12 protein-coding genes are annotated in these 14,119 nt (G+C 68.8%); 10 read left to right on the top strand and 2 right to left on the bottom strand.

Features of this window, described 5'->3' with window-relative positions; genetic code table 11:
- Positions 1-99: 99 nt before the first annotated feature.
- Positions 100-855, bottom strand: coding sequence for a response regulator (locus R2J76_RS12965; RefSeq protein ID WP_316412028.1), 756 nt, complete (start codon positions 853-855; stop codon positions 100-102).
- Positions 856-977: 122 nt separating this feature from the next.
- Between R2J76_RS12965 and priA the strand changes: the two genes are divergently transcribed.
- Positions 978-3,263, top strand: a complete 2,286-nt coding sequence (gene priA, locus R2J76_RS12960) for a replication restart helicase PriA (RefSeq protein ID WP_316412027.1) — start codon at positions 978-980, stop codon at positions 3,261-3,263.
- A gap of 28 nt (positions 3,264-3,291) precedes the next feature.
- On the top strand, positions 3,292-3,975 hold the full coding sequence (locus R2J76_RS12955; protein ID WP_316412026.1) for a DUF1573 domain-containing protein: 684 nt from the start codon (positions 3,292-3,294) through the stop codon (positions 3,973-3,975).
- Positions 3,976-4,492: 517 nt separating this feature from the next.
- On the opposite strand, the gene R2J76_RS12950 is transcribed toward R2J76_RS12955, so the two are convergent.
- Entirely contained in the window at positions 4,493-4,921 is a 429-nt protein-coding gene (locus tag R2J76_RS12950) for a type IV pilin protein (RefSeq protein WP_316412025.1), read from the bottom strand.
- A gap of 289 nt (positions 4,922-5,210) precedes the next feature.
- Here R2J76_RS12950 and R2J76_RS12945 point away from each other — a divergent pair, with 289 nt between their 5' ends.
- The 8 genes from R2J76_RS12945 to R2J76_RS12910 all read left to right on the top strand — a co-directional run bounded on the left by R2J76_RS12945 (position 5,211) and on the right by R2J76_RS12910 (position 14,105).
- The gene (locus tag R2J76_RS12945) at positions 5,211-5,912 is read left to right on the top strand and encodes a pilus assembly FimT family protein (RefSeq protein ID WP_316412024.1); all 702 of its coding nucleotides are present in this window, start codon (positions 5,211-5,213) and stop codon (positions 5,910-5,912) included.
- A complete protein-coding gene (locus tag R2J76_RS12940) occupies positions 5,909-6,406 on the top strand; it encodes a type IV pilus modification PilV family protein (protein ID WP_316412023.1) in 498 nt (165 codons plus the stop codon). The genes R2J76_RS12945 and R2J76_RS12940 overlap by 4 nt, the downstream gene beginning before the upstream one ends.
- A complete protein-coding gene (locus R2J76_RS12935) occupies positions 6,399-7,583 on the top strand; it encodes a PilW family protein (protein ID WP_316412022.1) in 1,185 nt (394 codons plus the stop codon). The genes R2J76_RS12940 and R2J76_RS12935 overlap by 8 nt, the downstream gene beginning before the upstream one ends.
- A gap of 23 nt (positions 7,584-7,606) precedes the next feature.
- Positions 7,607-8,158, top strand: a complete 552-nt coding sequence (locus R2J76_RS12930; RefSeq protein ID WP_316412021.1) for a hypothetical protein — start codon at positions 7,607-7,609, stop codon at positions 8,156-8,158.
- A 17-nt stretch (positions 8,159-8,175) separates the two neighbouring features.
- Positions 8,176-12,414, top strand: coding sequence for a pilus assembly protein (locus tag R2J76_RS12925; RefSeq protein ID WP_316412020.1), 4,239 nt, complete (start codon positions 8,176-8,178; stop codon positions 12,412-12,414).
- Between the two features lie 194 nt (positions 12,415-12,608).
- Positions 12,609-12,899, top strand: a complete 291-nt coding sequence (locus R2J76_RS12920) for a prepilin-type N-terminal cleavage/methylation domain-containing protein (RefSeq protein ID WP_316412019.1) — start codon at positions 12,609-12,611, stop codon at positions 12,897-12,899.
- Positions 12,892-13,647 carry a PilW family protein gene (locus R2J76_RS12915; RefSeq protein ID WP_316412018.1) on the top strand — a complete coding sequence of 252 codons (756 nt, stop codon included), beginning with the start codon at positions 12,892-12,894 and terminating at the stop codon, positions 13,645-13,647. Before R2J76_RS12920 ends, R2J76_RS12915 begins: the two co-directional genes overlap by 8 nt.
- Positions 13,644-14,105, top strand: coding sequence for a hypothetical protein (locus R2J76_RS12910; RefSeq protein WP_316412017.1), 462 nt, complete (start codon positions 13,644-13,646; stop codon positions 14,103-14,105). Before R2J76_RS12915 ends, R2J76_RS12910 begins: the two co-directional genes overlap by 4 nt.
- Positions 14,106-14,119: the final 14 nt, after the last annotated feature.

The raw sequence follows: 14,119 nt of genomic DNA, 5'->3' as shown, positions 1-14,119 counted from the left end.
CGGGCGCCTTCAACTTGCAGGACCGCATCCTGCCCGCCAAGGCGAATGTCCCCGAGGGACGGCTTGATCAGGGCAATTATGGAAAGAGGATCGGATTTGTCAAGATACCGACGTGTCGGCCGTCCCCTTCAGCAGATCCGCGAACTTCTTTCGCAGGTCTCCGAGCTCCTTGGATTTGAACGCGCTCTTGGTGTGCTCGAGGGTTTCCATACCCGAACGGATGGCCTCCTGGTACAGCCCCAGGCGGGGGCATTCCCGGATGCCGCACACCCCCTGGCCCGGGTTCGCCTGGAGGGCCAGGTCCAGGAGCTGCTTGAGCTCCAGGGTGGAGGAGGCGAGGTTCCCCAGCACCAGGCCCACCAGGCCGCCCAGGGGCATGACGCCCATGGAGGCGGGGGCGGACCGGATATCGGCCTCGATGGCCTTCATTTCGTCGGCCCAGGTCTGGAGGCGGTTGGAGGACTCCAGGGCCAGGGCCTGGACCTTCCTTAGCCGCACCCCGGTCTGGATGTGCATGACCAGCTCCTGGGACTGCACCGGCTTGACCAGGTATGCCAGGACGGCGTTCCCCATGGCCTCCAGGGCGGTGTCCATGGAGGGGTGGCCGGTCATGAGCACCACGGGCAGGCCCCCGTTCAGGGCCGGAATCTGGCGCACCAGGTCCAGGATCGGCAGGCCCGGCATCTGGATGTCCGACACCAGGACGTCGTACCGCTTTTGTTCCAGCATCTCCCGGGCCTGGGTGGCGCTGGAGGCGCAGTCCACCGTGAACCCGTGGAGGACCAGCAGCTGGGCGATGGTCCGGAGATACGCTTCCTCGTCGTCGGCAATGAGGAGGTGGCCTTTGGTTTCCATGGAGGACCTTGGGAATTCAGGGGGATGGGGGTGGGAAGCTGCTGCGGTTATGCAGTTTACACGGCTCCGGGACGGAGGGGGTGGGCCTTTGGGGGAGTCCGGCCGCGCTATCATCGCCCTGCATGGATACCCTCATTCCCACCCGCATCGAGCTGGCCCGGCCCCTTCCTCCGCTCACCTATCTGGCCCCCGCCGGGCTCCAGCCCGGCATGCGGGTCGAAGTGCGCCTGCGGTCGGGCCGGACCCTGGGCGTGGTGCTGGGCCCCGATCCGGCCCCCCCGGCGGTGAAGCTCCGGCCCGTGGACAAGGTCCTGGACCCCTTTCCGCTCCTGCCGCCCCGCCTGTGGGACCTGCTGGACTTCGCGGGGCGGTACTACGGCTGCGGCCTGGCGCACCTGCTGCCCCTGTGCCTGCCCCAGGCGGTGGTGGCCGACTGGGAGACCCCCCTGGCCTCCGGGCAGCGCCTGTGCGACCTGCGGGACGCGGGGGACTGGGCGGGCCTGGCCCAGGCGGGCGCGGCCTGGGGGGCCGGGACCCTGGACCTGCCCACCCTCTTCCACCGCCGGGGCCTGCGGGGCGCGGGCGTCACGGAGGTGAGGCGCACCCCGGCGCCCCATCCGCCCCGGGTGACCCCCTCCCAGGCCAAGGTGCTCCTGGCCCTGGAGGGCGCCGGTGGGGCGATGCTGGAGGCCGAGCTGCTCGATGCCTGCGCCGTGGGCCCCGGCGTCCTGGCCAACCTCGTCAAGCAGGGCGTCGTGGAGCGGGTGAAGCGCCTGGACCTCATGAGCCAGCGCCGGGAGGAGGGCCCGGACCGCACCGTCGTGCTGAACGAAGAGCAGCGCCGGGCCGTGGGGGCCGTGGACCTGGACGGCTTTTCCGCCACCCTCCTCTACGGCATCACCGGCAGCGGCAAGACCGAGGTCTACCTGGAGCTGGCGGGAAGGGTGCTGGCCCGGGGCCGGCGCGTGCTGTGGCTGGTGCCGGAGATCGGCCTGACCCCGCGGCTCCTGGCGAGGCTGGAGGCCCGTTTCCCGGGAAAGGTGGCCGTGGGCCACGCGGGGCTCAACGCCACGGAGAAGCAGGCCGATGTGCTGCGCCTGCTCCAGGACGAGGCGCCGCTTTTCGTGGGGGTGCGCAACGCCGTGCTGGCCCCCCTGAAGGACATCGGCCTGATCATCGTGGACGAGGAGCAGGAAGGGTCGTACAAGAGCGAGGAGCATCCCCGCATCAACGCCCGGGACCTGGCCGTGAAGCGGGCCCACCTGGAGGGCTGTCCCGTGGTGCTGGGCAGCGCCACCCCTTCCCTGGAGAGCTGGCACGCGGCCCACGCCGGCCGGTACCGCCTCCTGCGCCTCACGGAGCGCCCCGCGGGGGTCACCCTGCCCACGGTGAAGGTGGTGGACCTGCGGGAGTGCTACAAGGAGGAGCGCAGGAAGGTGGTCTTCAGCCCCGTCCTGCTCAAGGGCATGCGGGAGGCGCTGGCCCTGGGCCAGCAGGCCATGCTCCTGCTCAACCGCCGCGGCTTCGAGAACTTCTGGATGTGCAGGGCCTGCGGGAAGACCTTCGACTGCCCCCACTGCGCCCTGAGCCTCACCTACCACAAGGGCGCCTACCGGCTGCGGTGCCACCTGTGCGGGTACGAGACGGCCCCGCCGGAGGTGTGCATCCACTGCGGGGCGGAGCACCTTCGCGGCGTCGGCGAGGGCACGGAGCAGATCGAGGACCAGCTCCGGGAGCTGTTCCCCGGGGCCCGGATCCTGCGCCTGGACCGGGACACCACCACCCGCCGGGGCTCCCTGGAGGCCGGGCTCCTGGCGGCGGAGGCCGGGGAGGTGGACATCCTCGTCGGCACCCAGATGCTGGCCAAGGGCCACACCTTCCCCAAGCTCACGCTGGTGGGCATCCTCAACGCCGACATGGGCCTGAAGATCCCGGATTTCCGGGCCGCGGAACGCACCTTCCAGCTTCTCACCCAGGTGGCGGGCAGGGCGGGGCGGGCCGAGCTCAGCGGCCGGGTCCTCCTGCAGACCTACAGCCCCGACCACCCCGCCATCGTCCACGCCGTGGCCCAGAACTTCGAAGGCTTCGCCGCCGAGGAGCTGCCCTACCGCGAGGCCCTGGGCTACCCCCCCTACGCCGCCATGAGCCTCTACCGCAGCGAGGGCGACAGCCCCCGGGAGGCCCGGGAGCCCCTGCGCAAGCTGCGCATCCGCCTGGAGACGGTCCCGGGCCTGCGCATCCTGGGCCCCCTGGAATCGCCCATCGCCAAGGTGAAGGACCGCTACCGCATGCAGCTCATCCTCAAGTCCGCCTCCCGGGGCCCCCTGGGGGAGGCCATGCGGGCCGCGCCCCTGGAACCGGGAGGGCCCGTGACCCTGGACCGGGATCCGCTCAATTTCGGGGTTTAGGGTTACCATCTTCGCTGAGGGAATCCCCATGCGAATTCCAGTCCTCCTCCTCACCGGCTCGATCCTGGTGGCCGCCGAGGCCCCCGCCCAGCCCCGCCTCACCGTGGACAGCCTCGTCCACGACTTCGGTTCCGTGGGCCGGGGCGAGAAGGCGGTCCACAGGTTCCGCATGACCAACACCGGCACCGGCACCCTGAGGATCCTGCGGGTCACGCCTTCCTGCGGCTGCACCTCGACCGTGCTCGGCAAGCTGGAGCTGGCCCCGGCGGAGACCACCGACCTGGAGGTCACCCTGAACACCGAGGGCTACATGGGCCTGGTGCACAAGACCCTGGAGGTGATCTCCAACGATGTCTTGGAACCGGGCCGGATCCTGAGCGTCCTCGCCCGGGTCGCCCCCGACGTGACGCCCGGCTCCGCCGAAGTGTCGTTCTCCGACCTCAAGCCCGGGGACCACCGGAAGATGAGCCTCCGGCTCAAGTCCGGCACCTCCCGCCCGATCTTCGTCAAGGACGTGACCCTGAGCGAGGCCCCCTGGCTCGGCGTCGCCACCCGCCCCGAGGGAAACGACCTCTTCCTGGACCTGGAACTCCTGGCCAGCAAGCTCCCCAAGACCGCCCCTTCAGGCACCGACACCATCGACCTCCACGTCGAGAACCCGCGCCCCTCCACCGTCTCCATCCGCGTAAGGTGGGAAAAGGCCCCAATCTAAGAGCCTGGCTACGTAATCGTACGTGTTCCGGACGTTCGCCCTGTTTCGTCCTCGCCGGCCAAGCCGGCGATGACGGGGGGGACGGAAGGGACGTCGGGGCTGGGCTCCGCCCAACTCACTTCGTTGAGCAGAAGGGAATTCGGAAGGAAATGGCCCTCCTGGAAGGCCCAGGCGAGGAGAGCGGCTCCCATGGGTTTGTGGGTTTGCTTCGCGATGGCCCTCCCGGTGCCGGTGGGCGCCGACGTTGAACGGTTAGCACCGCCCACAATCTTTTGAAGCCAGCTCAAGCCCAGACCTGCCGAATGCCCGGTTCGAGACGAGGTCGCTTTGCTGATCAGCGTTGGCGCGTTCCAAGGCCCTCCTCGCCACACTCGAAGAGAGGCCCTGAGGTGGGTCGGGGCCAATAGGTGAAACACAGGCCCAACCATGGGGTGAGAGCCTTCCGTTGTCGCCGGCCCCGCCGGCGACAACGACCCGGGCCGAACGTCCGGGACCCGTACACCTACGTGGCCGGACCCTAATGGAGCAGCACCACCGTGCTGCCGTTCTGGTTGGTGGTGAGGACCTGGGCGCTGGCCAGGGTCGGATCCGTGACCGTGAGGACGTAGGAGAGGCCGTTGCCGGTGATCAGAAGGGAATAATTCATCTTCGTGGTGTTCTTGCTCACGACGAAATTGGGGGCGGGGCTGGTGGAGGCGGCGGGGGCGCTGGTGCCGGTCCAGGTGTAGGTGACGCCGTTGGAGCCGTAGGTTCCGGTGTCGGCCCTGCGGGTCTCCAGCTGCATCCTCAGCACCGCCGCATTGGCCTGGGCGTCGCCCACGACCCGGGCCCGGCGCCGCTGGCCCAGGAAGGAGGGGATGGCGATGGCGGAGATGATCCCGATGATGGCAAGGACCAGGAGCAGTTCGACCAGGCTGAAACCCTGCTGTTCCACACGGCGCTTCATGGTGGGTCACCTCATGTGAGTGGTCGAACCGGCGGTCGGGAAGGGGGCCCGCCAATCCTGGGCTGGATGGAACCATGGTAGCTCCGCAGGGAAGCCAGGGAAATGGCAATTCCCCCCGCTTGTCAAGGGGGCCAGGGGCGGGGAGGCCTGTGCAAAAAATATACATTGCCGGGGCGCGTCCGGCGGGGCGGGCCTTTGCATTTGTTGCAACATTACTTATTATAATAATAACAATCGAGAATTCCGCCCTGACAATTAACCAATACTTGGTTCATTAGAAAGGCCATCCATGATCCGAAAACGGGAATCGAGTCCTGGGTACTCGCTCATCGAGTTGCTGGTCGTCCTGTCCATCATCGGGATCCTGTCCCTGGCCATGGTCATGACCCTGGGGGATCGCGCCGGGAATTCCGTCCGCGCCGTGACCGACGAGGTCACCGGGGTCATCTACTCGGCCCAGAAGGCCTCCGTGAGCAGCGGACGGAGCGTGACCCTGGCCGTGAACGGCACCTGGACCGGGGGGGGGGCCCCCTCCCTGGGCACGGCGGGCGCGCTCCTGATGGACGGCAGGCCCTTCGATTCCACCGTGGTGAATCCCGATCCGTATACGGGAGTCCGGGTGGGGGCCTCCTCGGAAACGTTCTTCTCCCAGTTCGGAAGGAGCCTGCGGACCCACCTGCAGGCCGGGGTGGCCACGGACGCCACGGCCAATGGGCTCGCGGATTCCATCCGGACCCTCCCCCCCTTCTCCACGGATGCCGCCTTCCTGGCCGCCTACGGCAACCCGCTGTGCAACGGCGGGCAGGCCAATGTGGTGGTGGACGGCAACACCAACCGCTTCACCACGGGCTTCTCGGTGGTGGTGGTGGCCCTTGCCGGAGGACAGGCCGATCCCAACGGACCCATGGCGGTGGTCGTGGTGCCCCGGAACTCCGCGGCGCCCTTCCGGTTCTACCGCTCGAGCCCGACCCAGAACTGGAGGCGCATATGATCAGCGCATTCAAGGCCCGCCAGCGCGGCTTCACCATGATCGAGATGCTCTTCACGGCCTTCATCCTGGCCATCGGCATCCTGGGATTGGGGGCCCTGCAGGTCATGGCGCTGAAGACCAACGCGAACGGCCGGACCTTCGAGACGGCCATCGCCGTGGGGAACCGCATCCTGGACGCGGCCGCCAACGAGAGCCGGGTCTCCTGGAACAACATGCTGGCCACCACCCCGGCCACCCTGCCGGCGGCGGTCTACCTGAATCCCGCCGCGGGCACCACCACCGAGTACTACGATTTCGCGGGCACGCTCCTGGGCAGCGGCGCCGCGGCCCCGGCCGGCACCATCTTCACGGCCGTGACGACCTCCACGGCGGGGCTGGCGGTTTCAGCCGCCCAGGGGGGCCGGACGACGATCGTTCGGGTGGTCGTGAGCTTCAATGACGCGCCCACCCACGTGCGGACCGTCACCCTCCAGAGGAGCCTGAAAAGTGCGTAGATCCTCGTCCCTTCCCGAAAAGGGGTTCTCCCTGGTGGAACTCCTGGTGGCCATGCTGTTCACCTCGATCCTCATGGCGGGCCTCGCCGGCGTGTTCAGATCCAGCATCAATACGTTCGCCACCGCGTCGGAAAGCCTCGCGAGCGCCCGGCGGAACCGCCTTTCCCTGGACATGCTCCAGGAGGACCTGAACCAGGCCGGCATGTTCCTGGAGAACCTCACCCTCCTGCCTCAGCTCACCCTCAACAACCCGGGCTTCTACATCCTTCCCAACCAGCCGGTGCGCAACGACGCGGACGCCAATGTGGCCGCGGGGGGCACCCTCCCCACCACCGCCGACGAGCTGTACATCTACATGGATTCCGCCCTGTCGGCCGAGGCCACCCTGCTGGACCGGATCCCGGGCCTGGATGAGTTCGTGGCCGGGGGCGGCGTGATGCCGGCCACCCCCCTGACCTTCCGCATTTCCTTCGACGATCCGGAAGTGGCCAAACAGGTCGCGGGAGGCCAGTTCGTGGTGTTCAAGGACTGGTACCGCTCCAAGCTCATCACCTCGGTGACCCTCGCCGGGTCGGTAGTGACGGTCACCCCCGACCCCAACCCCCAGGTGACGGTCCCGGGCTGCGGCGCCAGCTACTACGACAAGTTCCCCCACCCCGCCACCTCCCCCGTGGTGGTGGTCAACCGGGGGCGCATGGTGCGGTACCGCATCAAGGCCAAGGCCCTGGATCCTTCGGGGACGCTGGTGCCCTGTCTGGTGCGGGAGGAACTACCCTACAATCCCAGCGGCAACGCCGCGACCCCCACCTCCATCTTCCCGGTGGGAACCCCCGACCAGGTCATCGCGGAGGAGGTGTCCGCCCTGAAGGTCTACCTCAGCGGAAACATGGGGGCCTCCTGGGCTGGGGACGGTCTCACGGCCAGCGACTTCGCCACGGGCTGGACGTCCGGAATCCTCACCGCCCTGCAGGGGCAGTTCACCAACGGGGCCTCCATCTTGAACGACCCCACCTGGTTCCGGGCCAACCCGGCCCTGGTGAAGATCGATCTCACCACCCGCACGCCCACCAAGCGCGCCGAGTACCTTGCCGACGGTTCGACCAACGTGACGCAGGGCTACAAGGACCGCCGCCAGTCCCTGGTGATCCTCCCGCGCCATTTCGGCCTCACCCTCTAGTTCCCCCCTTCCAAGGTCGCGTCATGAACCCAGCCCCCAAGAACCTCCCCGGCCAGCGCGGCGCCATCACCATCGTGGTGGCCCTGATGCTGCTGGTCCTCCTGACCATCGCCGCCCTGGGCATGTCCCGGAATTCCGTCCGGGACATCATGATCACCGCAACCGCCCGCCAGGCGGCCATGGCCCGGAACGAGGCGGACACGGGCCTGGATTGGGCCATCTACTGGCTGGCCCCGGCCAACCAGGACACCGGAGGCAATTCCGGCGCCCCGGGATCGGTGCAGTTCACCGCCACCATCCAGAACCTCATCACCAACACGGCCTCCGCCGGCGTCAAGACCTCCCTTTCCAAGGTCACCACCTCCACCACCGGGGGCCACAGCGAGGCCTTCGCCCTGGACGTGACCCGCATGGGCAAGCTGGAGAGCCCCGGCAATGACCAGAAGCTGGTCACGGACTGGCGCCTCTGGCCGGATATCTGGGCCATCCGCTCCAACGCCACCGTGGACTACGGCAACGGACTCACCTACGTCCATGCCAAGGAAGCCTGGCTCACCACGCCCGTCCGTCCCTGATCACAACGGAGAAACCCATGACCACGCGCATGCTCGCCACCCTCTCCCGTTGGGCCCGCCTCACCCTGGTTCTCCTGGCCCTGGGCCTCCTTCCCGCCATGGCGCAGCTGGATCCCAAGCTGCGGGTCACCGATACGGATTTCCTGGATCTCTTCCAGAAGAGCGCCTCCCAGAACGTCAAGCCGGAGATCGTCACCGTGCTGGACTTCTCGGGGTCCATGAACGCCGTCATGTGGCACCCCAAGTACTACGCCAACTCCAATGAGAACAATCATATCCCCAGCAGCTACGAGGGAGGCGACGACGCGAACGTGCTGCCCTACATCAAGACCATGAGCAGCACCACCGGTCCCACGGTGACCTTCATGGTCTTCGACAGCGGGGGAAACCAGACCACCACCTTCCCCCTGACCGCCGGGCCCCTGGTCAAGGCGGACGGCACCCTCGTGACGGCGGCCGATGTGCAGGCCCAGTCCGGTTCCCTCAACAGGACGACGGACCCCAGCAACTGGGTCCGGCTGGCGACCCACGCGCGGATCACCGGCACCTACGGCGGCGTCTCCCGCACCGTGGACATTCCCCTCCCCTACACGATCTTCGATTCCCCCGCGGGAAGCCCCTCCACCAGCGCGTCCACCAGCTACGCCCTGGACCCCCAGAACGGCAACCTCGTCACGGCGTTCGACACCCTTTCGTACCTGGTCAACATGACCGATGCCACCGGCTACTTCGGGTCCGCCCCCCGGAACAGCTACGGCTGGATCGGGCATTTCTGGTACAACCACGATTATTTCTTCTGGCTGTTCTTCGGCAAGGACGAAGCCAACGACGCGGAGAATCCCACCGGCACCACGACCACTTCCAGCTACATCGTTCCCGATGCCACCACCTCGGCCGGCAAGGCCTTCATGAACGGGGTCCCCACCCTCACGCGGTACCAGGGCGTCAAGCGGGCCGTGATCATGACCTGGCTGGCCAACCAGACCAAGGTCTACTGGGCCTTCCGCTTCCTTTCCACCGGGGAGCAGAACAACTCGAAGGTCGACCCGGGCAATGGCAGCCAGAGCGGCACCGGAAGGAACCTCCGCATTTTCAGCCGGGCCACCGGGAGCAACCCGGACCCCTCCGTCAAGGCCCTGCAGGATGCCGCGCCCTACGGGGGAACCCCCCTCACCTATGCGATGGCCAACACCCTCGCCCAGCTGAACTGCGACAAGAACAGCGCCTTCGACGCGCCCCACACCAACGACAAGTACACATCCCCCCAGTGCCAGACGATGTTCGTCTTCCTCTTCACCGATGGCCAGGCGAACGATGTCTATAACAGCCGTTCGGCCATCGGGGGATCCACGCCCTATCCCAACACCCCCCCCGCCACCCGCTGCAACGCCAGCGTCGGGAACCTGAAGGTCCGGTCGGACACGGTCAGTTCCCTGGATCCGGGCAAGACCAACTTCAACATCTGGACCCTCGCCGCGGTGGCGGCCCATGGCGCCGATCCCGCCCTCGCGCCGGACGTCCTCACGGTTCCCACTTCCTACCCCACCGACACCGCCAAGGCACCCGACCAGTTCGCCCCCTTCTTCGTGAAGAAGCGAGGCAACGGAACGGCGTACATGACCACCTTCACCACGCCCCGGTCCATCCAGACCTTCACGGTGGGAGTCAGCCTGGCCGGAAGCTACCTTGACTCGGGCTCCGGCAAGTATTCCCTGCTGGTGGCCGCGGCCGCCGGCGATCCCAACCAGACCAGCTGGGACGTCACCAAGGCCGAGCCCTATTCCACCAACAACACGGGCACCTTCTTCTTCGACGCCCGGGACCCCAGCGCCATGGTCAACAGCATCGGGAACGCCATCACCGCCGCCGTGAACATCTCCAACCGGCAGACCACCTCCGCGCCCAGCATCCCCTTCGCCGGCGTGGCCCTGGCCCACCAGGTCTACCTGGGCCAGTTCAAGCCGCCCACCACCGGCGGCCCCGTGTGGGGCGGCGACCTGATGATGTTCCCCACCCGCACCGTGAACCTGGTGAGCTCCCTCCTGGACGCCTCGGGCCAGCCCCTGATCTACCTGGATTGCAGCACGGCCATGTGGTCCATCGCCCGGGACGTTTTCAACGTGGCGGCCGCCAACAACACCGGCGGCGGCAGCGCGGGCAAGGGCTGCGTCTCCGGTTCCTCCAGCGGGACCTCCACGTCCACGGGCTGCGCGCCCAGCACCCTGGCCACGCCCATCAACTGGTCCAGCCGCAAGCTCCTGACCCGCCTGCCGGCCACCGCCGCGGCGCCCAATCCCGACGTCATCGCCTTCACCAGCGTGGACCCCGCGTTCTCGGTGTTCAAGGCCAAGCTCCCCGGTTCCACGGATGCGGCCAAGCAGGCCCTCGTGGACTACGTGCGGGGCGCTGACCCGGCCAGCACCACGACCCCCAAGGCCAACCGCATCGATATCATGGGCGACATCATCGACAGCGTGCCCAATGCCCTGGAGTACAAATGGGCGGGCGTGACCTTCAAGAACGGCCTTCCCACCAACGTGCAGTCCGCCCTGAACGCCCACAGCAACGCCCACCTGCGGATCATCTTCGTGGGCACCAACCAGGGCTTCATGCACGCCTTCGCGGAGGCCTCCTGGCCCGAAGCCCGGACCGTGAACAGCGAGTCGATCTCCGTGAACATGGCCACCGTCGGCGAGCTGTGGGCCTTCCTGCCCACGGACTTCCTGCCCTACCTGGACTACCTTCAGACCTCCACCAATTCGCACCGGTACATGACGAACGGCTCCCCCTTCGTCTATACCCTGGACCTTCCCGACTCCAGTTCCGTCGCCGGCAACGGCGTCGTGGATCCCGCGGAGCGGGCCCTGGTCATCTTCGGCCTGCGCAAGGGCGGCCGCAGCTACTATGCCATCGACGTGCAGGATCCCACCGATCCCCACATCAAGTGGGCCCTGAACCCCGACGAGGCCGCCACCATCCCCGATGACCGCGTCCTTTCCGGCACGCCGTCCACGGTGCGCACCCTCGTGGGCAAGATGGGGTACTCCACCGCGGCCATGACCCCCGGGCGCGTGATGTTCGGCGGCAAGATCCGGGACATCTTCCTCCTGGGCGGCGGCCTCAGCAGCACGGCGGTGGAGGCCAACTACTCCAACACCGCCCTGGGCCGGTCCATCTTCGGGCTCGACCTGTACACGGGGGAGATTCTCACCAGCTACGATCTCCTGAGTCTGACCGGCCTGTCCTCCTCGGTGGTGGGCCCCATCGCCACGGGCGTGGTCCCCTTCCGCATGTTCCTCAATTCGGACATGCACCAGCGGGCCTACTTCTCGGACCTCAAGGGCGGCATCTGGGCCCTGGGCCGGGGCGTCACCAACACCGCGGATCCCCTCAAGGACTTCCGCCAGGATTCCAGCGAAATGGACAAGTGGGTCGACAGCACCGGCAAGGCCAGCGTCCGCCGGCTCTACGCCGACTCCTCCGCCAACGGCATCATCACCACCCTGCCGGCCCCCTTCCTCCTGGCGGATTTCCCCGTCACCAGCAGCAGCCTCACCAACAAGGTCCACCCCACCGCCGTGGGCATCCCCTTCGTGACGGGCAACCGCTTCAACCCCCTGGACTACGCCTACGCCAGCGGCACGGCGCCCACCCAGCACCGGTTCAACGTCATCTTCGACCGCCAGGACAGCAAGATCACCGGCGTGGACCTTTCGCCCATCAGCACGGCCAAGATGACCGATTTCTCGGGCTCCAACGACCCCGCGGCCGATGCCCTCAACCCCTACAACGCGTCCTACTACCTGAAGACCAACTACGGCTACTACGTGAATTTCCCGGCGGCCACCGTGGACACCACCACCAACCCGTCCACGTACTTCATCCCCAAGGGCATCTCCGATCCCACGGTGCTGGCCTACGCGGCCTTCTACAGCTACTTCAACCCCACGGCCTCCAATCCCTGCCAGGGGGGAAGCGGCTCGACCCTGAGCTACACCATCTGCAACGTGGTCAATCCGGTGGTGGACAGTTCGGCCGTGACCGGCACGAACTGCGCCAGCGGCCTCAGCGCCGCCTGGTCGGGGGTGGCCTCCAACTTCTCCGCCATCGGCACCGTCGCCGTGATCCAGGCGGGGATGGTCATCCCCACGACGCCCCCCCCCTCGGGGGAGTCGACCATCATGGCCCTCAAGACCATCAGCGGGAACCCCGCCGAGCGCTTCCCCAAGGCCCGCACCTGGCGCACGGTTCACTAACGGGCCCGCGCCGCCCAGCTTAACGAACGAATAGCCCCGGGAACCCCGGCCGGCCGCTGTCACCTTCGGGAACATTCGCCCCCTCCCGATGGGACTGCGGACCGCGCCGGGGTTCCCAGCCCCGTTGGCCCCACCAGGTGCGTGGGCCGGGCGCGGCGCCTTGGCGCGGCCCATGCTCGGGGCGGAGGTGAGGCATGGGGCGCGAGGTGAACGGAGGCTTCTCCCTGATCGAGGTGCTGGCGGCCCTGGCCCTGGCGGGGCTGGCCCTGGGCGGGATCACCCGCCTGGCCACGGCGGCGGCCCGGTGCGGCGGGGACGGGGAGCGGCGCATGCGGGCCCGGTGGGCGGCCCTCGGCGCCCTGGATCCGGGGGCGCCGCCCGGAACCGAGGGGGTGGCGGTGGCCGAGGATGGGGGCAGACGGGTGGCGCGGGTGGCCTGGCCCGGGGGCGGCCTGCGCCTGGAGACCTGGACCGGCCATGGGTGAACGGGGCCATTCCCTCGTGGAACTGGTGGTGGCGATGCTCCTGGTCCTGTGCGTCGCGGCGGGCCTCCTGCGCTTCCTGGGGGCCTGCCTGGGCTCCGCCACCCGCACGGTGGAGGGGGTGGAGCTCCGGCGGAACCTCCGCCGGGCCCTGGAGCAGGTTTCCGACGACCTCCAGGAGGCGGGGTTCCAGGTGCCCTGCCGGGCTTCGCCGGGGGGGCCGGGCCTGACCTCCGGGCCCTCCGCGCTGGTCCTGGTCAAGGACCGGGTGCTGCCGGGCCGGGGGCGCCTCTGCGCCCCGCTTCCCGTGGGGGACCCGGCGCCCCTTTCCCGCCGGGTGCGCGTCGGCGCCGACCGCCGCGTCCGGCTGCAGGCCGGGGATGTGCTGCTGGTGGAGGACGGCGCCTGGGAAGGCCTTCGCCTCACGGGCCCCCTGGTCCTGGAGGCCGGGCGGGAGGGGGAGGGGATCGTCGAGGCCCTGGAAGGGGAGGTGCCCCGGACCCATGGGGAGGGGGTGGGGGTGGCCTTCCTCCGGCCCTCCTGCCGGGTGGCCTACCGGCTCGAGGGGGGCCGCCTGGTGCGCCGGTGCGGGGAGGACACGCCCCGGGTCCTGGCGGATCGCTTGGTGGCCTTCCGGGTGGACCCGGGAAGGCCCCCGGCCGTGGCGGTGACCCTGGAGGCCCTGGGCCCCGCCGGGGGGCGCTGCGCCCTCACCCTGGCGCGGGTGCCGCGCAACGGGGGGCCGCCGTGAGGGGCGGCGCCGCCCTGCTCCTGGTGCTGGGGATCCTGACCCTGTGCGCGGCCGTGGCCTGGATGGCCCACCGGGCGGTGCTCCGGGAGCAGGCGGTGGAAGGGGAGGCCCTGCAGGGGGCCCGGGCGGCCCTGGCCGCGGACAGCGCCCTGGCCTGGTTCCTGGAGGAAGGATGGCGGGACGTGCCGGCCCTGCTGGATTCCGGGGACGGGCGGGGCCGGGAGGAGGTCCTGGGGGTCCCCGCCCGGGTCCTGCCCCGGGAACCGGCCCAGAGCGGCGAGGTGCGGGTGCGGGACCTGGGGCCGTCCAGCCGCTGGCCGGGTTCCCGGGTGTGGCGCCTGACGGTGGTGGGCCGGGTGACGGGGCCCCGGCCCTTCGTGCAGACCCGGGAGGTCTACGTGTCCGTGGCGGAGGGAAGGGGGCCACCAATCAAGCGAGCGTGGCGGATCGTCCGCTGAACCCGGGAGCCTGT

The organism is Mesoterricola silvestris (assembly GCF_030295405.1).
Classification (GTDB): Bacteria; Acidobacteriota; Holophagae; order Holophagales; family Holophagaceae; genus Mesoterricola; species Mesoterricola silvestris.
Note: the sequence above shows the minus strand (reverse complement) of the source record. Positions and strands in the feature narration are given on the sequence as shown.